We start from the raw sequence: 21,724 nt of genomic DNA, 5'->3' as shown, positions 1-21,724 counted from the left end.
ATCCGTACGAGATCTGTCACCGACACAGCCTGACCGCCACGACGCCGTCCGACCAACAGGCCCGACGGCCTGTCGGCCAACGTGAACGTTCGTGGTCACGGCACTAGACGCGCAGGTTCGCCGCCAGGTCGCCGATCGCGCCCATCGCGTACCGCTGCAGGCCCGGGCCGAAGGTGATGCGGGTGGCGCCGTTGCGGGCCAGCGCGGCCACCGACTCCCGGCTCGGGGCGGCGGCCATGTTGATCGGGCCGGCGATGCCCTTGCGCAGCGCCGGAAGGACGTCGATGGGCGCGCGCAGCGGGTAGACGCAGTCGACCCCCGCCGCCACGTAGAGCTTCGCGCGGGCGATCGCGTCGGCCGGATCGCCGGTGCCGAACAGGAAGGTGTCGACGCGCGCGTTGATGACGAGCGCGTCGCCGGCCACCGCCCGCACCTCGGCCAGCCAGTCCGCGTGCCGCTGCGGTTCCTTGAGCGTGGCGTGCCCCTCGGAGTCCTCCAGGTTGCAGCCGACGGCACCGGCCTCCAGCAGCCGCTCGACCAGTTCGGCGGGCGTCAGCCCATACCCGTCCTCGACGTCGGCGGAGACCGGTACGGACACGGCCCGGACGATCCGCGCCACCGCGGCGAACATCTCGGCGGCCGGGGTCGCGCCGTCCTCGTAGCCGAGGGAGGCCGCGACTCCGGCGCTGGGCGTGGCGAGCGCGTCGAATCCGGCGTCGGCGAAGACCCGGGCGCTGCCCGCGTCCCAGGCGTTCGGCAGGACGAGCGGGTCGCCGGCCGGGCGGTCGTGGTGCAGGGCACGGAGCACGGAGGCAGTCATCGTTCAGGTCTCCCGGGGGTCGTGAAGGGACGACGGTGCGGGCCGGACAGGCCACCCGACCTGCACCGTACCGCCGTCGCACGCGCCATGCCGCCGGGAGACCCGCCGCGCCGACGCGCAACGAAAGGTTGCACGTCGCCGCCGGGCCGTTGTACCGTGACGCAACCAAAGGTTGCGGGAGGGTGGTACGCATGGAGTACGGAGTGATCGAACGCGACATCGACGTCGACGCCTCACCCGAGGTGGTCTTCGAGGTGATCAGCCAGCCCGAGCACGTGCGGGAGTGGTGGCCGGACGACGCCCGGTTCGAACCGGTCGCGGGCGCGCCCGGCGAGCTGGTGTGGCGCGACGCGCAGACCGGCGCGACGACGACCGTCGACCTGGCCGTCGTCGACGTGGACCCGCCGAAGCGGTTCTCCTTCCGGTGGTGCTTCACCGAGCCGGACCGCGGCGGCCAGTCGTTGCTGGTCACCTTCGACCTCGTTCCGACCGCCACGGGGACCCGCGTCCGGATGACGGAGACCGGGTTCCGCGAGATGGGCTGGGAGGTCGCCCTGCTGGAGAAGCAGTACCAGGACCACGTCAGCGGGTGGAACCACTACGTCCCGAACCTCGGCGCGTACGTCACCCGGCTGGTCGCCACGTCATGACCACGGCAGTCGACGATGCCCTGTGGTCGGCGATCGGCGATCCCATCCGGCGCAGCATGATCGACCTGCTGCTCACCGGCGGGCCCGGCACGGCCACGTCACTGAGCGAGCGACTCCCCGTCACCCGCCAGGCCGTCTCGAAGCACCTGACCGTCCTGGACCGGGTGGGCCTGATCCACTCGACTCCCGCCGGTCGGGAGCGTCACTACCAGGTCGACGAGGCGCAACTGGCCCGCGCGGTCGCCCAACTGACCGCCGTCGGGGCGACCTGGGACGCCCGCCTGCGCCGGATCAAGCGGATCGCCGAGACGATCGAACGTCACCGCACCGACAACCACGGAGAATGAGATGGTCGACATTTTGCACCGGGTCGGCGTGGTCGCCCCGCTCGACGACGTCTACCGCGCGGTGGCCACCCCGGAGGGACTCGCCGGTTGGTGGACGACCGACACGGTCGGCACGAGCGAGGTCGGCGGGCAGCTGGCCTTCCGGTTCGGCGACGTCGGTGGCTTCGACATGCAGGTCCTCGACCTGGACCCCGGCGGCCACGTCCGCTGGCGGGTCACCGGGGGTCCCGAGGAATGGGTCGGCACCGAGATCGACTGGCACCTTGACCAGCGGGGCGACCACACGATCGTCCTGTTCGCCCACGAGGGCTGGCGTGCGCCGGGCGAGTTCATGCACCACTGCAGCACCAAGTGGGCGACGTTCCTGATGAGCCTGAAGGAGCTGGTGGAGACCGGGCGGGGCAGGCCCGCCCCGGACGACGTCGCGATCAGCGACTGGCACTGAGCGCGGGGCTACTTCACCTTGCGGGTGGACCGTACGACGATGTCCTCGTACTCGGGGTGCTTCACCAGCCACTCGGCGAGGAACGGACAGATCGGCACCACGCTGCGGCCCTTGGCGCGCGCGTCGTCCATGACGGCGCGCGCCAGGGTCGAGCCGACGCCCCGACCCTCGTACGCCGGATCGACCTCGGTGTGGGTGTAGGCGATGATGGCGCCGGTCAGCTGGTAGGTGACGATGCCGGCGACCGCGTCCGTCTCGTCGCGCGCCTCAAACCGCTCCCGCGCGGGCACGTCTGTCACGGTGAACTGCACCGGATCATCCAAGCACAGCGCCCGTGGCGACCAGTCGTCGCCACGGGCGCGTGGGGGACGCGGGCCCCCGAGGGAGCGGGGCGTCAGGAGCGCCGCCGGCCCAGGACGGCGGCGGTGCCGGCCACACCGATCGCGGCGAACACGACCTGCAGGAGCAGCTCGATCCAGTCGATGCCGGCGGTGTCGTCGACGCCGAGAGCACCGGCGACGAGCGTGCCGAGGATCGCGGCGAGCACGCCGATCGCCAGGGTGAGCACGATCGAGATGTTCTGCTTGCCGGGAACCACGAGGCGACCGAGGGCGCCGATGACCAGGCCGATGATGATGGCGGTGAAGAAGCCCTGGATTTCCACGGGGGCCGTCCCTTCCGAATGCGTTGTCGTCAGCGACGTCTGGTTGCCCCACGCCCGGCCCCGCCGAAACCGGCGATCGGCCCGCGGGCTGATTTGTCACACAGTTGTCATGTCCCGGCCGGGACGGGAACGCGCGCTGGTCCCGGCCGAAATCGACCGGGACCAGCGGGGTGTGGACGGTCAGGAGGCGGCGATGCCCTCCATGCCGATGCCGTCGGTGAACTTCGGCAGGCCCTCGACGGTGGTGACGAGGCGCAGCGAGCCGTCGTCGTTCACCTCGTAGCCCTGCACGTTGCCGGCGGCGGCGTTCTGGACGTACAGGAAGCCGTCGCTGGTGGTCATGTCGATCGACCCGCCGCCGGTGTCGGCGGCGACGCCGTGCACGAGCTGGAGCTTGCCGTCGTCGTCGACCTTGTAGGCGCTGATCGTGGAGCTGCCGGCGTTCGCGACGTAGAAGTAGTCGCCGACCCGCTGGATCCAGCAGGGCGCCTGCTGGCCGTTCGGCACCGACGGCCCGAACTGGTCGAGGGCGCCGTCGTCGTCGATCTCGAAGCGGCTGACCTCGTTGCTGCCGGACTCGGTGACCAGCACCGAGTCCTCGCTGTCGAAGGTGAAGCCGAACGGCGTGGACCCGGCGTCACTGATGACCGGCTGGCGGGACAGTTCGCCGTGGCGACCGATCTCGTAGCTGAACATGACGTTGGCCGCCTTCGTCGACACCAGGACGAACTCGCCTTCCGGGTCGATCTTGACCTGGGCGGGAGCGGTCATGAACGCCGGCGGGTTGCCGTTGTGCAGGCCGAGCGAGCGGTTGGCGCCGTGGATCGGCGACAGGCGTCCCTTGTCCAGCTCGAAGCCTTGCACCGACCCCTCGCCACCGGCGTTGAGCACGTAGACGAGGTGGTCGCGGACCGTGACGCTGACCGGGAGCAGACCCCCGGACCAGATCACCTGCCGCTTGTGCAGCCGGGTGCCGTCGACGTCGAAGACGGTCACGGTGTTGCTGCCGGCGTTAACGGCGAACAGCAGCCCGCGGTGGTAGATCAACGACCCCTGCGACGCCAGCGCGTCGACCGGCGCGCCGATGGTGAAGCCGCCGAGTCCGCCGGTCTCGTACTCCCCCGCCTTGCTGAGCTGGCCGTCGTCGTCGCGCTCGTACACCTTGATGGTGTTGCCCTCGGCCTTGTTGGTCTGGACGAAGACCGCGCCCTCGCTGCCCCGGTGGTGGCCGCGTCCCCCGCCGTCATCATGGCCACCTGCGGGACCGCCGTCCGCGAAGGCGGCCCCGGGGAGGGTTCCGGCGCTGGTCAGACCCACCAGGAGGGCCGCCGCTAGCGCTACGCTGCGCTTCATCACTGATCTCCTTAGCCGCAACTCACGAAGAATGAGAGTTTTTCTCTCCTTCGCAAGCTATCGGAGGAAGATCCCCCTTCGCGGTTGGTTACCCGTAAGTGGCATCGCCGCGCGTAACGGCGGATTTGTGCTACAAGAGGCGTTCCAGGAGCCGGAACCACCTCGCTGCCCAGGCGTCGTCGGCGCGGTAAGGGGAATCGCAGAGCGGTCAGCGGTCGCACCGGAGGAGACACACCATGACGAACCCCGCACCGGGTCCACGCTCGTCGATGAACGGTGGTGGTGTCGCCGTCGTGGAGTTGTTCACCTCCCAGGGCTGCAACAGCTGCCCGCCCGCCGAGGAGCTGCTCACCGAGATCGAGCGCGACGCCCGCACGCGTGGGGAGCCGGTGTTCGCCCTCGGCTTCCACGTGGACTACTGGGACGATCTGGGCTGGCCCGACCAGTTCGCGGACGCGGCACACACCGCACGGCAGGAGGCGTACGCCCGCGCCTTCGGCTCCGGACGTCTCTACACCCCGCAGATGATCGTCAACGGCAGCGTGGAGTTCGTCGGCTCCGACCGGGGCCGGGCGGCGAGCGCCATCGCGTCCGCCCTGACGTCGGCCGCCGCCGCGCCCCTGACGGTGTCAGTGCCGCAGGTCGGCGGAGGCGGCACGCCGTTGGTCCTGGACTACCGGGTCGAGCGGCCGCCGCAGCGCGCGGTGGTGAACGTGGCGATCGTGCAGCGCGGCCTGGACAGCGCGATCGCCCGGGGCGAGAACGCCGGCCGGACGCTGCGGCAGGACAACGTCGTACGCGCCTTTGCGTCGACACCCCTGCACGGCGAGCGGGGGCAGGTGGAGCTGGCCGTGCCGCCGGACCTCGACCCGGGCCAGGCCACGGTGATCGGTTACGTCCAGCGCGAGGCCGACCGGGTGGTCGTGGGCGCCGCGGCGGTCGACCTGTCCGGCTGAGTCCTGTCGGTCCCGGTGCGTACTCTCGGCTCATGCGAATGGCGCGTGACGTGCGGGGTCCCGGTGGCTGACGCCGACGACGTCCGCCGCCTGGCCCTGGCCCTGCCCCAGACCGTCGAGATCGACAGCGAGGGCTTCGACTTCCGGGTGGCCGACAAGGGTTTCGTCTGGTCCTATCCGGAGCGCACGCCCGGCCGGCCACGGGTGATCCGCCTCGACATCGCGGTGCTGTTCGTCGGGGACGAGGCCGAGAAGCAGGCGCTGCTGCTCGGTGAGCCCGACGTCTTCTTCACCACGCCCGGGTACGACGGCCTGCCGCTGGTGCTGCTGCGCCTGGCGGCCGTCGACGTCGACCGGCTCAGCGAGCTGGTGACCGACGCCTGGCGGATGCGCGCGCCGGAGGCGCTGCACGCCGAGCTGGACGGGGTCGGCCGGTAACCCCGGTCAGTTCGCGACATCCGCACGCAACCGAACGGACACATTGACGGGAATCTCGACGGTCGATTACCGTGCCGTCTGAGAGAGCGCTCTCTCGATCGACGTTTTCCACAATTCAGACGCAAGGCGCCGGGGCGGCACGATCCGCGCCCGGACGCGCGATGGAGGCACCATGAAACCTCCCGTCCCCCACCGCCGATGGGCGCTGGCAGCCGCCACCGCCCTGGCCCTGGTCGTCGGTGGCCTCACGATCCCCGTCACCCGTGCCGCCGAGGCCGCGCCCGTCGGCGCCGGCAGCTACACCACCACCCCGGTCGGCGCTCTCCCCACCGGCTGCGGGCAGATGTCCAGCAACCCCCGGCAGTTCGCCACCGCCAACGCCCCCGCCGGAGCGGTGCCCACCAACGACTGGTGGTCCTCGCTGCTGTGGAAGCGCACCGACTGCGCCTTCAGCGAGCCCCTGCACGCCCACCCCACCTCGTACGACACGTTCACCGACGGGCTCGGCTTCTCGGCCAACTCCACCCCCGCCATCAGCGGCACCGCCACCGGCGTCGGCGAGTACCACTACCCGTACGTGCAGGACATCCGCGTCGGCGTGGCCGGGCTCGCCGCGCCCCAGGTCAAGGTGGACGGCTGGACCGACTGGACGGTCAGCCCGTACTGGAGCGACGGGGCCCGCACCCTGCGCGCCACCATCGGCCACGGCCTGCCGTTCGCCTACTTCCAGGCCACCGGCGGGGACGCGGTGATCGGCACGTCCGGCACCCCCGACGTGTGGTCCAACAGCGGGACCACCATCGGCTTCCGGGTCAACGGCCACGACTACGTGGCGTACGCCCCGAGCGGCGCGAGCTGGGCCGTCAGCGGTAGCCGCATCTCGTCCACCCTGGCCGGTCGCGGCTACTTCTCGGTGGCCCTGCTGCCCCCGACGGGCAGCGCCAGCGAGCGGGCCGACCTGGCCACCAGCTACGGCCGGTACGCGCACGCCCACGTCACCGGCACCCGGGTCTCCTACTCCTACGACCCGTCGACCAACGGCCTGAGCACGACGTACGCCTTCACCACCACCGCCCGCGAGGGCAGCGCCACGCAGACCGTGGTGAGCCTCTACCCGCACCAGTGGAAGTCCCTGTCGGGCTCGACCCCGATCACGCCGACCTACCCGTCGGCGCGGGGCCGGATGAAGGTCCTCACCGGGATCAGCCAGTTCCGTACCGCCATGACGTTCCAGGGCGTGCTGCCGGAGCTGCCGGCCGTCGGCGACGGGAGTGGATCGGATCTGTCCACGTTGACCGGTCACCTGGCCGCGGCCCGGAGCAACCCGATGGACCAGCGCGGCAACGACACGTACTGGACCGGCAAGGGGCTCGGCCGGGCCGCCCGGATCGCCGAGATCGCCGACCTGGTCAACGACACCACCACCCGCGACAGCGCGCTGAACGCGATCCGCTCCACGCTCACCGACTGGTTCACCGCCTCCACGGGCAAGACCAGCAAGCTCTTCTACTACGACGCGAACTGGGGCACCCTGATCGGCTACCCGGCGTCGTACGGCTCCGACCAGGAGCTCAACGACCACCACTTCCACTACGGCTACTTCGTCGCCGCCGCCGCGACGCTGGCCAAGTTCGACCCGTCGTGGGCCGCGAGCAGCCGCTACGGCGGCATGGTGGACCTGCTGATCCGCGACGCCAACAACTACCGTCGCGACGACACCCGCTTCCCGTACCTGCGGGACTTCGACATCTACGCCGGGCACGACTGGGCGTCCGGGCACGGCTCGTTCGGCTCCGGCAACAACCAGGAGTCGTCCTCCGAGGGGATGAACTTCGCCAACGCCCTCATCCAGTGGGGGCAGGTCACCGGCGACACCGCCGTCCGGGACGCCGGAATCTTCCTCTACACGACACAGGCCGCCGCGATCCAGGAGTACTGGTTCGACGTCAGCGACCAGAACTTCCCGGCCGCCTTCGGGCACTCCACCGTCGGCATGGTCTGGGGCGACGGCGGGGCGTACGCCACCTGGTTCAGCGGCGAGCCGGAGATGATCCAGGGCATCAACCTGCTGCCGGTCACCGGTGGGCACCTCTACCTGGGCGCCAACCCGGCGTACGTGCGCACCAACTACGCCGAACTGGTCCGCAACAACGGCGGGCCGCCGACGGTGTGGCAGGACATCCTGTGGCAGTTCCAGGCCCTCGGCGACCCCGACGCGGCCCTGGCCAACCTGCGCGCCAACCCGGGCTACACCCCGGAGGAAGGCGAGAGTCGGGCGCACACCTTCCACTGGATCCGCAACCTCGCCGCGCTGGGCGCCGTCGACACGACGGTCAGCGCCAACCACCCGCTCAGCGCGGTCTTCTCCCGTAACGGCGCGCGCACCTACGTGGCGTCGAACCCGACCGCGAACCCGATCACCGTCACGTTCTCCAACGGCACGCGGCTCACGGTAGGGGCCGGACGGACGGCCACCACCGGGGCGTACACCTGGAGCGGCGGCAACGCCTCCGGCGGCGTACCGCCGACGAGCACGCCGACCACCGCACCGCCCACGACGGCACCGCCCACGACGGCGCCACCGACCACCGCCCCGCCGACCACGCCGCCGCCCAGCTCGGGCTCGCCGACGCGGTACCTGCTCGCCGGTGGCGGGTTGGGCAACGCGGGCAGCACGGCCACGACCACGGTCGCGGCCGCCAACGGAAACCACGACGGTACGCCGACGAACGCCCAGGTCTTCACCGCGACCGGCCTGAACCTCACCTACTCCGGTGCGCAGACCGCGTTCGACCTGTTCGTGGACGCGGGAACCGCCGTCGGCAACGGCACGCAGGTACGGGTCTCCTACGACCTGACCGGCAACGGCAGTTGGGACCGGACGGAGACGTGGCGCTACTTCGCCACCGACCCGGTCACCGGCTACGAGCACTACACCCAGAGCGCCGGCCTGGCCTCGGCGACCGGGACGTTGGGCACGTTGAGCAACGGCACGGTCCGGGTGGAGGTCTGGTCGGCCATCGGCAACAACCCCACCACCCTGGGCATCGGCAACCAGTCGGTGCTGCGCCTTCCGTACTCCTGACCGGTCCCTCCGCGCCCGCCGTCGGCCGTGCCCCGGCCGACGGTGGGCGCGGTGCCGTCACCCGGGGCCCGGGCGATCGTTGCCCGGAAATGGGGAAGCGCGGGTACGACGGATCGGGGCAAGCACCGGCCTGCAACGTGCAGCGGGCGAGGGCCGAGATGGTCCTGCATTTCACAAATCACGGCACCGCTAAATAGATAGACACCAATCTTGACGTACGCATCGGGGCAGCGCACCGTGAGGAGCAGGCGGCGGATGCCCACCATTGTCGGCCCGCCTCGCGCGACGGACGGAATGCGAGCGCCGCTGAATTCGCGCGGCGTGTCAGGAGGCATTCGATGCAGTTGAATCCGTACTCAGGAGCCTATCTCAGCGATCCCGCCGCCACCTGGCGACGCATTCTCGACGATCCCGCTCGGGCGTTGTACGCCGAGGATCTGGGCCTGTGGTTGATCAGTCGGCACGCGGACGTCCGGCGGGCCCTCGCCGACGCCACGACGTTCGGCAACGCCCTCACCCTGGCCCCGGTGTACGAGGTCTGCCCGGCGGCGATGAGCCTCGTCACGCAGCTCGACGCGCCGCCGACCACGGTCGCCGCCGACCCACCGGTGCATCCCCGCACCCGCCGCGCCCTACGGGCGACCTTCGCCAACACCGCCGAGCGGGCCGAGGCGGAGTACGGCCGGATCGTCCGCCGCCGCGTCGAGGACCTGGTGTCCCGGCTCGTCGCTCAGCAGGGCCGGCGGGTGGACCTCGTCCGGGAGTTCACCACCGAGCTTCCGCTGCTGGTCATCCTGGACATCCTCGGGGTTCCCGACGCCGACGTCGACCGGATCCGGCGGTGGGCGGACGGCCAGGTGGCCCTCATCTGGGGGCAACCGGACGAGGACGAGCAGGTACGCCTGGCCCGGGGCCTGCTGGACTTCTGGCGCTACTGCCAGGACCTGGTGCGGCAGCGACTCGACAGCGGCGCCGAGGGCGGCGATTTCATCAGCCGCGCCCTGGCCTACCGCGACGATGACGACGACGTGCTGACCGTGCCGGAGGTGGCGAGCCTCGCCTTCAACCTCCTGGTGGCCGGACACGAGACGACCGCCGGGCTGCTCGCCCACGCGCTCGACGCGACCCTGTCCAGCCCGCACCGGTGGCGCGCACTCGTCGGCGACCCGCGTTCCGTGCCCGCCTTCGTGGCCGAGACCCTCCGGTTCGCGCCCGCCATCGACGGCTGGCTGCGGGTGACCCGTCGGGACGTCACCCTGGGCGAGGTCACCATTCCGGCGGGCGCACGCTGCCTGCTGATGATCGGGGCGGCCAACCGGGACCCGTTGGTGTTCGCCCGACCGGACCGGTTCGATCCATACCGTACGGACGCCGCCGATCACCTGTCATTCGGCCACGGACCACATTTCTGCATCGGCGCGGCATTGGCGCGATTGGAGGCCGACGTCGCGCTGACCCACCTCGCCGCGACCATTCCCGGCCTGCGCCTCTCCCCCGACCATCGCCGTTCGTTCACACCCAATGTGTCGTTCCGGGCGCACGACGCCCTGCTCGCGACAATCGACATCCACGCGCCCGCCGACGTCCCGGAGGCAACCCCGACCGCTCCGGCCACGGCACAGGCCGCCTGACGGGCAGGCCACGGCGGTGTCGACCGGTGCGGCGGCCCGGGTCCTATCGGCAGGACGCTGCCGACACCTGCGGACGAGTCGGGCGCGTGGATCTGTCGCGCATTGCGCGACAATTCATCGCGCACGTCTTCACACCCATCGTGTCATGGGTTAAGAATTGCCCCCTATGAATGTCCGGCCCGTCGGTCAATCTCGATCTGACGCCCGTCGCTGATTCGCGGACGCCACGAAGGTGAGCGCATGGAGCACACGCCCCCGCCGAGCGCCGCGTACTCCGCGGCCAGCCAACAGTTCCGGTGGGAGCTGCGCGCCTGCCGGGTACGGCGGGGCCTGACCCAGCGGGCCCTGGCGGACCTGGTGCGGTTCAGCCGGGAGACGGTCGCGGCGGTGGAGTCGGGCCGCCGCTTCGGCAGCCAGGAGTTCGCGGTCCGCTGCGACGACGTGCTCGACACCGGCGGTCGGCTGGCCACACTGTGGCCGCAGGTCGCGGCCGAACAGTTGGCGGCGGACGGTCGACGGGGTCCGCGATCCTCGGACCGCGCTCGCCTCGACCCACCCGTGCCGCGCCAGCGCGGTCGTCGCGACGCGCGCGACCCGGGCGCCGTGGTGGACGCCATCGACGAGCTGCGCGAGTTGATCGGTCAGGTGCTCAGCAGCCAACCCGAGGCGGACGACGCCGCACCACGGCGCGGGCCGGAGCGCTTCGACGATCAGCCCTGAGCGCGTCCCACACCGGCCGGAGGCGGCACGCCACCGGCCGCTGACTCTGGGTACAGATGCTGGTACGGCCAGTTTGTACCACCGCGAGGTCTGGCCTCCGAACGCGGGTTCCGGCGGAATGGGACTTGCATTCGGCAAGGTGCGTATAGACCGTCATCGACGAGTCGCGGGAGTCAATCTTGGCGTCGAGCACGAGGTCCCACGCGGCCCGACCCTACCCGACCCGCCAGCGCGGCTGGAAGATCGCCGGCCGGATGCGCCTCATCGTGGCGGCGCCACTGGTCGCCGTCATCGGGTTCGCCGGCCTCGCGCTGACCGAGAGCGCCCGCCAGACGAGCCGGGCCAGCGACCTGGAGGTGCTGGCCCGCCTCGGCGCGGAGGCCGGTGACCTGGCGTACCGGCTGCAACGCGAACGGGTCGCGGCCGCCGACCTGCTCACCAACGCCGCCGCCGAACAGCAGGACGCGTTCGGCACGGAGATGGCCGCCACCGACGCCTCCGTCGCGCGCTACCGCCGCCAGCGCGACCGGGTGCCCACCGACGCCAACGCCCCGCTCCTGCGCCGCGTAGACGCCGCGCTCGACGGCCTGGCACCGCTGCGCACCCAGGTCCGGACGGCCGAACACGCCTCGGTGTCCGCGATGACGTTCAGCTACCGCATCGCGATCGCCGACCTCATCACCTTCCGGGACAACGTCTCGCACGGCGTCGTCAACGCGCGGCTCGCCGACGGCATCCGCGCCTCGGCCGCGCTGTCGAAGACCGCCGAGGCGATCGGCCAGCAGCAGGTCGCCGTCCTGCGGGCCGTGGCGGCCGGCGAGCTGACCCCCGCCACCCAGCAGGACATCACCGCCGCCCGCACCAGCTACACCGAGTCCAGCCTGTCGTTCCTGGCCCTCGCCCCGGCCGAGTGGGGCCTCTGGTGGGAGCAGGCCGGCACCGGCACGGAGGCGCTCGCCCTGCAACGGATGCAGGACGAGGTGAACCGCGCCCAACCGGGATCGTCGCTGCGCCTGGCGACCGCCGACTGGGTCACCACGACGCAACAGCGCGCCGCCCGCCTGGCCGACCTGCGGGGCCGCGTCGACGTGGCGGTGCTCGACGACGTGCGCGCCGCGTACGCCGACCAGCGCCGCCGGGCCGTGGCCGAGGCCGTCGGCGTACTCCTGGCGCTGGTGCTGACCGCCCTGGTGACCTGGGCCGTCGCCCGGCAGATCACCCGCCGGCTGCGACGACTGCGCGACGCGGCCAACGCCGTCGCGTTCGAACAGCTCCCCGCCGTGGTGGCCCGGCTGCAACGCCCCGACAGCTCCAGCGTCGACCCCGACGAGCTGGCCCGCCAACAGTCCACGGCGGCCCTGGAGGCATCCAGCGACGACGAGATCGGCGAACTCGGTCAGGCGTTCAGCGCCGTGCACCAGGCCGCCGTGCGGACCGCCGCCGAGCAGGCCGTGATGCGCGCCAACACCGCCGACATCTTCATCCACCTCAGTCGACGCGAACAGCGGCTCGTCGACGCCGTGCTCGCGCAGGTCGACCGGGTCGAACGGGACGAGACCGACCCCGACCGCCTGCACCAGCTCTACGCCCTGGACAACCTGGCCACCCGGATGGGCCGGATCAACGCCAGCCTCCTCGTGCTGGGCGGCGTCGGCGTCGGCCGGGTACGCCAACACGACGTCCCCCTGCAACAGGTGCTCCAGGCCGCCCAGTCCCAGATCGAGCACTACCCGCGGATCCGGCTCGGCATGGTCGACGGCGACGTCGCGGTGGCCGCCAAGTCCGTCGACGAGGTCGTGCACCTGCTCGCCGAACTCATGGACAACGCGACGGCCTACTCACCGCCGGGCAGCGAGACCTGGGTGAGCGGCCGCAGCCTCGGCGACCGGGTCATCGTCCAGATCAGCGACGAGGGCGTGGGCCTGCCCCCGCAACGATTGCAGCAACTCAACGAGCTGCTGGCCCGGCCACCCGCCATCGACGTCGCCGCCGTCCGGGCCATGGGCCTGGTCGTCGTGGGTCAGCTCGCCGCCCGCCTCGGCGCGAGCGTCCAACTACGCCGTGGCCCCCGACGCGGCACCCTCGCCGAGGCGACGCTACCCGCTGCCATGATCCGGTCACTGCCGCCGGAGGAGTACCTGCTCGCGCCCGGCCGACTGTCCCGGCGGGCCGCCCGCACGTCCGCCGCCCCGCCCCCGTACCGGCCCGGCCCGGAACCCACCGCCGGGCGCGCCCCCGCCACGCGGACGCTGCCGGCGGCGCCCGTGTTCCGCCCGACGCCCCGCCTGGACCCCGCCGACGCGCCGACCGAGGAGCTGCTCATCTTCGAACAGGTCAACCACTGGTTCCACGCCGACGTCGTGGACGCCCCGAACGGCCGCCAGTGGTCCAGCCCCGCCGACGACGCGTGGCAGACCGCCGCCCAGGCCCAGACGCCCGAGGTGGCCACCACCACCACGGCCGGGCTGCCCAAACGACAACCGCAGCGGCATCTGGTGCCGGGCGGCGTCACCCCGCCCGCCCCGCAGCAACGCTCCGAGTACCGCGACCCGGCCCAGGTCGCCACCGCGATGGCCGCGTACGCGCGCGGAGTGGCGGCCCGCCGGCGTACCCCGATCAACCTGAGCAACAAGTGACGGGACAGGAGAGCACGTGACCGACCACCAGGACCTCGGCTGGCTGCTGGACAGCTTCGCCGAGCGCGCGACCGAGGTCAGCCATGCGATCGCCATCTCCAGTGACGGCCTGATGGTGGCCGCCACCCGCGACCTGCCGCCGGACCGGGCGGACCAGCTCGCCGCGACCGGCAGTGGCCTGGTCAGCCTCCTACGGGGCGCGGCGGCCTTCTTCGACGCCGGGGCGGTGATCTCCAACGTCACGCAGCTCGAGGGCGGCTTCATGTTCTCGATGGCCTTCAACGACGGCGCGTCGCTGCTCGTGCTCGCCGCGCCCGACTGCGACGTGGGCAAGGTGTCCTACGAGATGACGGAGCTGGCGAACCGGATCGGCGACGCGCTGACCCCCGCGGCCCGAGCGGCGCTCGCCCGCAGCCGCTGACCCACCGACCGACCCCCTCCCTCTTCCCCTGGAGACGACATGTCCCTCACCACCCCTGCGCGCAGCCGTGCCGTCGGCGCCACGCTGCTCACGCTCGTGCTCGCCGTGAGCACGGCCTGCGCAGCCAACGAACCGGCCACGAGCGGCGGCGGGTCCATCAAGATCGGACTCCTCGCGTCGCTGTCCGGGACGTACCAGTCCGTCGGCAAGGAGATCCGCGACGGCTTCGAGCTGTACCTGGACACCCACGACGGCAAGCTCGGCGGCCGGCAGGTCGACCTCGTCGTCGCCGACGAGGGCAACGGCGCCGCGACCGCCGTGCCGGCGGCGACCAAGCTCCTCAAGCAGGACCGCGTCGCCGCGCTCACCGGCATCGTCGGCGGCGGCTCGGTCGCCGGCGTCTACCCGCTGCTACAAGAGACCAAGGTGCCGCTCGTCGGCTCCAACGGCCGACCGGAGATCAAGGACGTCTCCCGGGTGTGGCACACCTCGTACCTCTCCGACGAGCCGGGCGCCGCGATCGCCCAGCACGTCAAGGACGACGTCAAGGGCTCGGTGTACGCCATCGGCCCCGACTACCAGGGCGGCTGGGACGAGCTGCGGGGCTTCACCGAGGCGTTCGCCAAGGCCGGCGGGACGCTCGCCAACCCCGACGGCAAGACCACCTTCACGCCGTTCCCGGCCACCACCAACTTCACGCCGTACTTCGCCCGGATCAAGGCCTCCGGCGCGCAGGCCGTCTACACCTTCTACGCCGGCAGCGCCGCCGTCGACTTCGTCAAGCAGTACGCCCAGTCCGAGATCAAGGACATCCCGCTGTACGCGGCCGGATTCCTGACCGAGGGCGGCGTGCTCAACGCCCAGGGCGAGGCGGCCCGGGACATCTACTCCGTGCTCAACTACTCCCCCGACCTCGACAACGCCGAGAACCGCAACTTTGTCGCGGCGTGGAAGGCCAAGCACGACGGGTCGCCGACGACGTACGCCCTGGCGTCGTACGACGCGGCGGCGGTGCTCGACCGTGCCATCGGGGCCGCCGGCAGCGACCCGACACCGGAGGCGATCAACGCGGAGATCGGCAAGCTCGGGCAGATCGCCAGCCCGCGCGGCGCGTGGCAGTTCTCCTCGGTCACCCACTCGCCGGTGCAGAAGTGGTACCTGCGTCAGGTCCGCCAGGACGGACGGGCGCTGTCCAACACCGTCGTGGGCGACCTCGCGACCGTCGGCCGGTGAACACCGTGGCGGCCGGCACGAACCGGATCGACCCGTACCTCATCCCGGCGCTGGACGGTGTCGCCTACGGGCTGCTCGTGTTCGTCGCCGCGGCGGGCCTGGTCTTCTGCTTCGGCGTCGCCAACATCCTCAACCTGGCACACGGCATGCTCTACGCGATCGGCGGCTACACCGCCGCGGCGGTGCTCGACGGCGGCTGGGCGAGCCTCGCGCTGGCTCTCGGCGTCGGTGTGCTGGCCGCCGCCGCGGCCGGCGTGGTGCTCGCCGGGCTGCTCACGCCGGTCGCCACCGGCAACCACCTCACCCAGGCGCTGCTGACCTTCGGGGTGGCGCTGGCCGGCGGCAGCCTCCTCGTCGCCGGTTTCGGCCCCGACGACCCGCAGGTACGGGTCCCGGCCGCCCTCGACGGGTCGGTGGCGGTCGCCGGGCACCGCTACGCCGCGTACCGGCTGGTCTTCATCGTCGTGGCGGCGGCGCTCGCCGCCGGTCTCTACCTGATCGTGCGGCGGACCCGCGCCGGGATGCTGGTCCGCGCGGCCGTGGACGACCCGGAGATGGTCGCCTGCCTGGGCGTGAGCCCGACACGGATCCGCGTCGGCGTGCTCGCCGCCGGTGGCGCGCTGGCCGGCGCGGCCGGGGTCCTCGGCGCGCCCATCATCGGCCCCGGCGCGGACACCGCCGACACGGTGCTGCTGCTGTCGCTGGTCGTCGTCGTCCTCGGTGGGCTCGGGTCCATGGTGGGCACCCTGCTCGCGGCCCTCGCCGTCGGCGAGATCCAGACGCTGGGCGTGGCGCTGCTGCCGTCCGCCGCGCCGTTCCTGCTGTTCGCCGCCATGGCCGCCGTGCTCGCCGTCCGGGCGCGCGGTCTGGCCCTGCGGTGGGCGACGACGTGAGGGACGGAGTGCTCCGCCGGGTACGCGCCACCATCGCGGTGCTCGTCGTCGCCGGCCTGGTCGTGGCCCCGTGGGTGGTCGACGACTACACCGCGGCGATCCTCGCCCGGACCCTCGCGCTGGGTCTGGTCGGGGTGAGCGTCGCGCTGCTCACCGGTGTCGCGGGCCTGCCCACCCTGGGTCAGACGGCGCCCTTTGCCGCCGGCGCGTACGCCAGCGCGGTGCTCGGCAGCCAGGTCTCGGACGTCGGCGTGGTGCAGGTCGCCGTGGCGGCGCTGGCCGGGGCGACGCTCGCCGCGGTGACGCTGCCGCTGGTCGTGCCGGCCCGGGGCGTCATCGTCCTGATGATCACCCTGGCGATCGGCGAGCTCGTCGTGACCGTCCTCGGACGCTGGCGGTCGGTGACCGGCGGCACGGACGGCCTGGCCGGAATCACCCCGGTCCGTCCGCTGTGGGGACTGCCGGTGCTGGCCTCCGACCGGGCCCGGTACGTCTACACCCTCATCGTCGTGGCGACGCTTGTCGGCGTGGTCCTGCTGCTGGTGCGCACCCGCGGCGGACTGCTGCTGCGGGCCGCCCGCGACGACGAGGCGCGGCTGCGCGCCAGCGGGCACCGGGTGCCGCTGTACCTGTCCGGCGCGCACGTCGCCGCCGGGGCGATCGCCGGCGCGGCCGGCTCGCTGCTCGTCGTCGCCCAGCAGTACATCTCCCCCGCCGACTTCGGCTTCGACACCTCGGCGCTGCTGCTGCTCGGCGTCGTCATCGGCGGCACCGCGTCGGTCGGCGGCGCGCTGGTGGGCGCGGTTCTCGTCATCGCCGTACGCGACTGGTTGTTCGGGGTCCTGCCCGGCCACGCGCCGCTGGTGCTGGGCGCGCTGTTCGTGGCGACGGTCTACCTGCTGCCCACCGGCGTCACCCGGGTCCGCCGCCCTCGGTCGCGGCAACCCGTCCCCACGCTGGACCGCCCGGCCGCGGCAGCCGCCCGCACACCGGAGCTACGGGTATGACCTGCCTGCTCAGCGCCGAGAAGGTCACCGTGCGGTACGGCTCGCTCGCCGCGCTCACCGACGTCGACCTGTGCGTGCACGACGGCCAGCGCCACGCCCTGATCGGGCCCAACGGGGCCGGCAAGACGACCCTGCTCAACGTGCTCGGCGCGACGACCCGCCCGCAGCACGGCACGGTGCGTTTCGCCGGGAGCGACGTCAGCCGGCTGGGGCCGGCGGCACGGGCCCGCCGCGGCATCGACCGGACACACCAGCGGCCCGCCGTCTTCGCGACCCTCACCGTCAGCGAGAACATCGAGGTCGCCGCGCTGCCCCGGACGGTCCGACCACACCGCTGGTGGCCCGGTGGAACCCGGGACGCCGCCCGACGGCGCGCCACCGCGCTGCTCGATCAGCTCGACCTGTCCGACCTCGCGACGGTACCCGCCGGTCAGCTCGCACACGGGCAACGCCGACAGGTGGAGATCGCGATGGCCCTCGCCGGCCGTCCCCGCCTGCTGCTGCTCGACGAACCGGCGGCCGGACTGTCCGCCAGCGAGGTCGGCCGGCTCGCCGAACTGCTGGCGGCGCTGCCCCGGCAGGTCGCCGTGCTGCTGGTCGAACACCACCTGGACCTGGTGTACGCCCTCTGCGACACCGTCACCGTGCTGCGCGACGGCCGGACGGTGGCCGCCGGCACACCGGACGAGATCCGTACCTCGCCGCTGGTGCGGCGGGCCTACGCCGACGGGGTGTCCTGATGCTGTACGTGGAGCGGCTCTGCGCCGGCTACGCCGGGGGGACCGTGCTGCACGACGTCGACCTGCGGGTGGCGGCGGGGACCATCCAGGCCGTGGTGGGTCGCAACGGCGCCGGCAAGAGCACCCTCGTGCACACCATCGCCGGGCTGGTGCGCGCCTCCAGCGGGCGCGTCGAGATCGGCGGCGTCCACGTGGCCGGACGGCAACCCCACCGGGTCGCCCAGTCCGGCGTCGGCCTCGTACCGCAGGGCCGGCGGGTCTTCTCCCGGTTGACGGTCGCCGAGCACCTCGTCCTGGCGGCCGCGCCGTGGCGGGCCGCGACACCCGGCGGCGAGGGCTGGACGGTGGCCCGGATCCTCGAGCTGCTGCCGCGCCTGGCGGTACGGCTGCGACACCGTGGCTGCGAACTCTCCGGCGGCGAGCAGCAGATGCTGGCCATCGCCCGCGCGCTGCTCGGCCAGCCGCGGGTGCTGCTGCTCGACGAACCCTGTGAGGGGCTCGCGCCCGACCTGGCCGCGCGGGTCCGCGACCTCGTCGGTCACCTCGCCGCGAACGGGTTGACGGTGCTGCTCGTCGAGCAGCAGCTCCGCCACGCGATCGAGGTCGCCGACCGGGTGGCGGTGCTGGAGTACGGCCGGGTGATCTATGACCGGCCGACCACCGAGGCGCGCAGCGACCCGGGCCGCCTGGAGGCGATGGTCGGCATCACCGCCACCCGCACACCGCCGGGCACCGGAGCGAGCCCACGGCTCTGGGCCGACACCCCGTAGTCAGCCGGCCCTCGCGTGCGGGGCCGACACCCCGCAGTCACCCACTCGGAGAGGCGGACGACGTATGGCGACCCCGACCAGCGACGGGACGTACACCTTCGACAACGGCGCACCGGACGCGGTACCGCAGATGCGGGCGCTGGAGTCCTTCCTGGACCCGATCACGATGCGCCGCCTGGCCCGTCCGGTCCTGCGCCTCGGGTCGACCTGCTGGGAGGTCGGTGCCGGGGGCGGCTCGATGGCCCGGCGGATCGCCCGCGCGGTCGGCGGGGACGGCAGCGTGCTCGCCACCGACATCGACCCCACGCACCTCGTGGCCGACGGCAACCTGCGCGTACGCCAGCACGACGTGCGCGCCGATCCCCCGCCCGGGGACGCGTTCGACCTGATCCACGCCCGGCTGGTGCTGCTGCACCTACCCGAGCGCCGGCGGGTCCTGCGTACCCTCGCCGGAGCGCTGGCCCCCGGCGGCTGGCTGGTCGTCGAGGAGTTCGACTGCACCACGCCGGTACGGGTGCTGACCGCGCCGAGCGACGACGCGGCGAAGCTGTTCGCGCAGGTGATGGACACCATGATGGGGGTGCTCCAGGACCACGGCGCCGACCTGGGGTGGGCGCAGGACGTGCACACCGAGATGACCCTCGCCGGCCTCGCCGACGTCGACACCGTCACCCACTCGCAGAGCTGGGCCGGCGGGTCGACCGGCACGTCGCTCTACGAGACGAACTCCCGCCAGTTGGAGCCGGACCTGCTGGCGGCCGGCCTGTCACCGCAGCAGCTCACCGCCTTCCGTCGACTGGTCCGCGACCCGGCGTTCGCCGTCATGAGTTACCACTTCGTCTCCACCAGAGGCCGCCTCGGTGCCATCTCCCACACCCCCTAAACCGTCCTAGGACACTACCCCTCCCTGCTCGGCCGTCGACGTCCCATGGAGGGCTTTGTCAACGCCCGGGACGACCGCGGGCCCGTTACCCCCGACACCGGGGGTAACGGGCCCGTCTGCGAACTGGTCTACCCGAGACAGGTGACGACGGCCGTAAGGGTTTGAGCCGTGGTTCCCCGGTTGGAGCCTCGTACCGCCCAGCCGTTGCCCGACGCGAACGAGTCAGTGAGGAAGATGTCGAACGCGGATGTCTGTCCGCCTCCTCCGGTGACGATCGTGCCAGCGGGGCAGGTGGCGAAGGAGATATTGTTCGCGCCCGCCACCACTGTTACGGGAGTCCCTGTCGTTTGCGACAGTGCGGTCATCCCGGACGGCTTCTTGCTCGCGGCGGGACTGGTGTCAGCCGCGTTCGCCCCGCTCAGAGGAACGATCAGCAGAAGACCGCTGACCGATAGTGCCGCTGCGCTGCTGATGAACAACTTCTTCTTCTGCACGCCTGGTTCTCCCCTCGAGACATTCGACCGGACGGTCCGCAGCAGGCTACTAACAGTCAGCGATCGGGTTACATCGATGTATGCAGATCTACAGATGGGCAAAAATTCATCATATGACCCCGGCCGGCAACAAAGACGTGACCGATCTTGACCTTCCACCCACTCACCGACTTGGGCACCGGGGCGGATCCGGCACCGGCAAAAGATCCACCCCGCCGCAGCGGGAAGCCCGAGAGTCGATGTACGACCCCGGCGTCCAGGTAGGGCCCCCAACCCCACGAGGCCCGCATCACCGCCGAGAACGACGAGCACCCACCGTCGGCACCGACCGCCTCCCACGAGCCGGGAGCCCGGAAGACAGCTGAAGTGGCTGCCCGGAAAACCCTCAGCCTGCGGACCCGACCCAGGTGACGGGCCTAGATCAACTGCCTGGAATGTTTCCGGTGTGTGAAAACGACGGGCGGGCCCATGGCGCTGGTTTGTCGGTCTTGCGGTCGGGAACCGACTGCCGTCAGGGCCGGGACGGAGCGGGGGCGCGCCAATGCAGATCGGCTACAAGCTGGCCTCGGAGGGTTTCGGGCCGCAGGAGATCATCCGGCAGGCCGTCCGGGCCGAGCAGGCCGGTTTCGACTTCGTCGAGATGAGCGACCACTACCACCCCTGGTTGGAGGCGCAGGGCCACTCGTCCTTCACGTGGAGCGTGCTGGGCGCGATCGCGGCGCGCACCACCACGCTGCGCCTCGCCACCGGCGTGACCTGCCCGACGGTGCGCTACCACCCGGCGATCATCGCGCAGGCGGCAGCCACCATGGGGCTGATCTCCGACGGACGGTTCACCCTCGGCGTCGGGGCCGGTGAGCGGCTCAACGAGCACGTGGTGGGGCAGGGCTTCCCCAGCGTACGGGGACGGCACGAACGGCTGCGCGAGGCGCTGGAGATCATCCGACTGCTCTGGCAGGGCGGCTACCGGTCGTACGAGGGGCGGCACCTGCGCCTGGAGGACGCCCGGGTCTTCGACCTGCCGGACACCCCGCCCGTGATCGCCGTCGCGGCCAGCGGGGAGGCGTCGGCCCGGCTCGCCGCCGAACTGGGCGACGGACTGTTCGCCACCGATCCGGACGCCTCGGTCGTCGAGCACTACCGGCGCGCCGGCGGATCGGGCCCCCGCTACGCCGAGGCGCCGCTGGCCTGGGCCACCGACGAGCAGCAGGCAGTGCGGGCGGTGTTGCAGACCAGCCGGTGGATGGTCACCGGCTGGAAGGTGATGAGCGAGCTGCCGAACCCGGTGAACTTCGACGCGGCGAGCGCGCACGTCGAGGAGAAGCACGTCCGGGCGCTGTTCGCCGTCGGCCCCGACCCCGAGGCGCACGTGGCGAAGGTCCGGTCGTACGTCGACGCCGGATTCGACCACATCGTGCTGCAGAACGCCGGTCCGGACCCCGACGGCTTCCTCGACTTCTTCGCCACCGACCTGTCCGGGCGGCTGCGCGCGCCGAGCTGACCGGCCGTGCACGAGCACGAGCACGCCCGCCCGGACG

General features: G+C 72.0%; 22 protein-coding genes. 17 read left to right on the top strand and 5 right to left on the bottom strand.

Annotated elements, in window-relative coordinates; all coding sequences use genetic code 11:
- Positions 1–103: 103 nt before the first annotated feature.
- The gene (locus AB0I89_RS01730) at positions 104–820 is read right to left on the bottom strand and encodes an isocitrate lyase/phosphoenolpyruvate mutase family protein (RefSeq protein WP_357118478.1); all 717 of its coding nucleotides are present in this window, start codon (positions 818–820) and stop codon (positions 104–106) included.
- 191 nt (positions 821–1,011) lie between these two features.
- On the opposite strand from AB0I89_RS01730, the gene AB0I89_RS01725 reads away from it, so the two are divergent.
- Genes AB0I89_RS01725 through AB0I89_RS01715 form a run of 3 tightly spaced genes read left to right on the top strand, consistent with a single transcriptional unit; the run spans position 1,012 to position 2,262 of the window.
- The gene (locus AB0I89_RS01725; protein WP_357118475.1) at positions 1,012–1,470 is read left to right on the top strand and encodes an SRPBCC domain-containing protein; all 459 of its coding nucleotides are present in this window, start codon (positions 1,012–1,014) and stop codon (positions 1,468–1,470) included.
- Positions 1,467–1,817, top strand: a complete 351-nt coding sequence (locus tag AB0I89_RS01720) for a metalloregulator ArsR/SmtB family transcription factor (protein ID WP_357118472.1) — start codon at positions 1,467–1,469, stop codon at positions 1,815–1,817. The genes AB0I89_RS01725 and AB0I89_RS01720 overlap by 4 nt, the downstream gene beginning before the upstream one ends.
- 1 nt (position 1,818) lies before the next feature.
- Positions 1,819–2,262 (top strand): SRPBCC domain-containing protein, encoded by a 444-nt coding sequence (locus AB0I89_RS01715; protein WP_357118469.1) that lies wholly within the window; start codon positions 1,819–1,821, stop codon positions 2,260–2,262.
- Positions 2,263–2,270: 8 nt separating this feature from the next.
- On the opposite strand, the gene AB0I89_RS01710 is transcribed toward AB0I89_RS01715, so the two are convergent.
- From AB0I89_RS01710 to AB0I89_RS01700, 3 genes are all read right to left on the bottom strand, one after another.
- Positions 2,271–2,561, bottom strand: a complete 291-nt coding sequence (locus AB0I89_RS01710; protein ID WP_357118466.1) for a GNAT family N-acetyltransferase — start codon at positions 2,559–2,561, stop codon at positions 2,271–2,273.
- A 95-nt stretch (positions 2,562–2,656) separates the two neighbouring features.
- A complete protein-coding gene (locus AB0I89_RS01705; RefSeq protein WP_357118463.1) occupies positions 2,657–2,926 on the bottom strand; it encodes a GlsB/YeaQ/YmgE family stress response membrane protein in 270 nt (89 codons plus the stop codon).
- 180 nt (positions 2,927–3,106) lie between these two features.
- A complete protein-coding gene (locus AB0I89_RS01700; protein ID WP_357118460.1) occupies positions 3,107–4,279 on the bottom strand; it encodes a beta-propeller fold lactonase family protein in 1,173 nt (390 codons plus the stop codon).
- 236 nt (positions 4,280–4,515) lie between these two features.
- Here AB0I89_RS01700 and AB0I89_RS01695 point away from each other — a divergent pair, with 236 nt between their 5' ends.
- From AB0I89_RS01695 to AB0I89_RS01635, 13 genes are all read left to right on the top strand, one after another.
- Complete coding sequence (locus AB0I89_RS01695) at positions 4,516–5,235, top strand: DUF1223 domain-containing protein (RefSeq protein WP_357118457.1); 720 nt, start codon at positions 4,516–4,518, stop codon at positions 5,233–5,235.
- 63 nt (positions 5,236–5,298) lie between these two features.
- Positions 5,299–5,673 (top strand): hypothetical protein, encoded by a 375-nt coding sequence (locus AB0I89_RS01690; protein WP_357118454.1) that lies wholly within the window; start codon positions 5,299–5,301, stop codon positions 5,671–5,673.
- 172 nt (positions 5,674–5,845) lie between these two features.
- Positions 5,846–8,758 carry a glycosyl hydrolase gene (locus AB0I89_RS01685; RefSeq protein WP_357118450.1) on the top strand — a complete coding sequence of 971 codons (2,913 nt, stop codon included), beginning with the start codon at positions 5,846–5,848 and terminating at the stop codon, positions 8,756–8,758.
- A gap of 338 nt (positions 8,759–9,096) precedes the next feature.
- Complete coding sequence (locus tag AB0I89_RS01680) at positions 9,097–10,389, top strand: cytochrome P450 (protein WP_357118447.1); 1,293 nt, start codon at positions 9,097–9,099, stop codon at positions 10,387–10,389.
- Positions 10,390–10,629: 240 nt separating this feature from the next.
- A complete protein-coding gene (locus AB0I89_RS01675; protein ID WP_357118443.1) occupies positions 10,630–11,109 on the top strand; it encodes a helix-turn-helix transcriptional regulator in 480 nt (159 codons plus the stop codon).
- Positions 11,110–11,288: 179 nt separating this feature from the next.
- Positions 11,289–13,745 (top strand): nitrate- and nitrite sensing domain-containing protein, encoded by a 2,457-nt coding sequence (locus AB0I89_RS01670; RefSeq protein ID WP_357118440.1) that lies wholly within the window; start codon positions 11,289–11,291, stop codon positions 13,743–13,745.
- 16 nt (positions 13,746–13,761) lie between these two features.
- Positions 13,762–14,166, top strand: a complete 405-nt coding sequence (locus AB0I89_RS01665; protein WP_355051152.1) for a roadblock/LC7 domain-containing protein — start codon at positions 13,762–13,764, stop codon at positions 14,164–14,166.
- Between the two features lie 39 nt (positions 14,167–14,205).
- A complete protein-coding gene (locus AB0I89_RS01660) occupies positions 14,206–15,399 on the top strand; it encodes an ABC transporter substrate-binding protein (protein ID WP_357118435.1) in 1,194 nt (397 codons plus the stop codon).
- Positions 15,396–16,292: a branched-chain amino acid ABC transporter permease gene (locus tag AB0I89_RS01655; RefSeq protein ID WP_357118432.1), complete on the top strand. Its 897-nt coding sequence runs from the start codon at positions 15,396–15,398 to the stop codon at positions 16,290–16,292. The genes AB0I89_RS01660 and AB0I89_RS01655 overlap by 4 nt, the downstream gene beginning before the upstream one ends.
- Positions 16,289–17,299, top strand: a complete 1,011-nt coding sequence (locus tag AB0I89_RS01650) for a branched-chain amino acid ABC transporter permease (protein ID WP_357118429.1) — start codon at positions 16,289–16,291, stop codon at positions 17,297–17,299. The genes AB0I89_RS01655 and AB0I89_RS01650 overlap by 4 nt, the downstream gene beginning before the upstream one ends.
- A complete protein-coding gene (locus tag AB0I89_RS01645; protein WP_357118426.1) occupies positions 17,296–18,039 on the top strand; it encodes an ATP-binding cassette domain-containing protein in 744 nt (247 codons plus the stop codon). Before AB0I89_RS01650 ends, AB0I89_RS01645 begins: the two co-directional genes overlap by 4 nt.
- On the top strand, positions 18,039–18,809 hold the full coding sequence (locus AB0I89_RS01640; RefSeq protein ID WP_357118423.1) for an ABC transporter ATP-binding protein: 771 nt from the start codon (positions 18,039–18,041) through the stop codon (positions 18,807–18,809). Before AB0I89_RS01645 ends, AB0I89_RS01640 begins: the two co-directional genes overlap by 1 nt.
- Positions 18,810–18,873: 64 nt before the next feature.
- Positions 18,874–19,692, top strand: a complete 819-nt coding sequence (locus AB0I89_RS01635) for a methyltransferase domain-containing protein (RefSeq protein ID WP_357118420.1) — start codon at positions 18,874–18,876, stop codon at positions 19,690–19,692.
- Between the two features lie 128 nt (positions 19,693–19,820).
- On the opposite strand, the gene AB0I89_RS01630 is transcribed toward AB0I89_RS01635, so the two are convergent.
- Positions 19,821–20,186, bottom strand: a complete 366-nt coding sequence (locus AB0I89_RS01630) for a hypothetical protein (protein WP_357118417.1) — start codon at positions 20,184–20,186, stop codon at positions 19,821–19,823.
- A 541-nt stretch (positions 20,187–20,727) separates the two neighbouring features.
- Here AB0I89_RS01630 and AB0I89_RS01625 point away from each other — a divergent pair.
- Entirely contained in the window at positions 20,728–21,687 is a 960-nt protein-coding gene (locus tag AB0I89_RS01625) for a TIGR03557 family F420-dependent LLM class oxidoreductase (RefSeq protein ID WP_357118414.1), read from the top strand.
- Positions 21,688–21,724: the final 37 nt, after the last annotated feature.

Origin of the sequence: Micromonospora sp. NPDC049801, assembly GCF_040656575.1 — a bacterium.
Lineage (GTDB): Bacteria > Actinomycetota > Actinomycetes > Mycobacteriales > Micromonosporaceae > Micromonospora.
The sequence above is the reverse complement of the archived record's forward strand: the minus strand, read 5'-3'. Positions and strand labels throughout refer to the sequence as shown.

Coding starts and splice junctions, on each gene's coding strand:
- AB0I89_RS01730 (WP_357118478.1), bottom strand. CDS start 820: ATGACTGCCTCCGTGCTCCGTGCCCTGCACCACGACCGCCCGGCCGGC.
- AB0I89_RS01725 (WP_357118475.1), top strand. CDS start 1,012: ATGGAGTACGGAGTGATCGAACGCGACATCGACGTCGACGCCTCACCC.
- AB0I89_RS01720 (WP_357118472.1), top strand. CDS start 1,467: ATGACCACGGCAGTCGACGATGCCCTGTGGTCGGCGATCGGCGATCCC.
- AB0I89_RS01715 (WP_357118469.1), top strand. CDS start 1,819: ATGGTCGACATTTTGCACCGGGTCGGCGTGGTCGCCCCGCTCGACGAC.
- AB0I89_RS01700 (WP_357118460.1), bottom strand. CDS start 4,279: ATGAAGCGCAGCGTAGCGCTAGCGGCGGCCCTCCTGGTGGGTCTGACC.
- AB0I89_RS01695 (WP_357118457.1), top strand. CDS start 4,516: ATGACGAACCCCGCACCGGGTCCACGCTCGTCGATGAACGGTGGTGGT.
- AB0I89_RS01685 (WP_357118450.1), top strand. CDS start 5,846: ATGAAACCTCCCGTCCCCCACCGCCGATGGGCGCTGGCAGCCGCCACC.
- AB0I89_RS01680 (WP_357118447.1), top strand. CDS start 9,097: ATGCAGTTGAATCCGTACTCAGGAGCCTATCTCAGCGATCCCGCCGCC.
- AB0I89_RS01675 (WP_357118443.1), top strand. CDS start 10,630: ATGGAGCACACGCCCCCGCCGAGCGCCGCGTACTCCGCGGCCAGCCAA.
- AB0I89_RS01660 (WP_357118435.1), top strand. CDS start 14,206: ATGTCCCTCACCACCCCTGCGCGCAGCCGTGCCGTCGGCGCCACGCTG.
- AB0I89_RS01645 (WP_357118426.1), top strand. CDS start 17,296: ATGACCTGCCTGCTCAGCGCCGAGAAGGTCACCGTGCGGTACGGCTCG.
- AB0I89_RS01640 (WP_357118423.1), top strand. CDS start 18,039: ATGCTGTACGTGGAGCGGCTCTGCGCCGGCTACGCCGGGGGGACCGTG.
- AB0I89_RS01635 (WP_357118420.1), top strand. CDS start 18,874: ATGGCGACCCCGACCAGCGACGGGACGTACACCTTCGACAACGGCGCA.
- AB0I89_RS01625 (WP_357118414.1), top strand. CDS start 20,728: ATGCAGATCGGCTACAAGCTGGCCTCGGAGGGTTTCGGGCCGCAGGAG.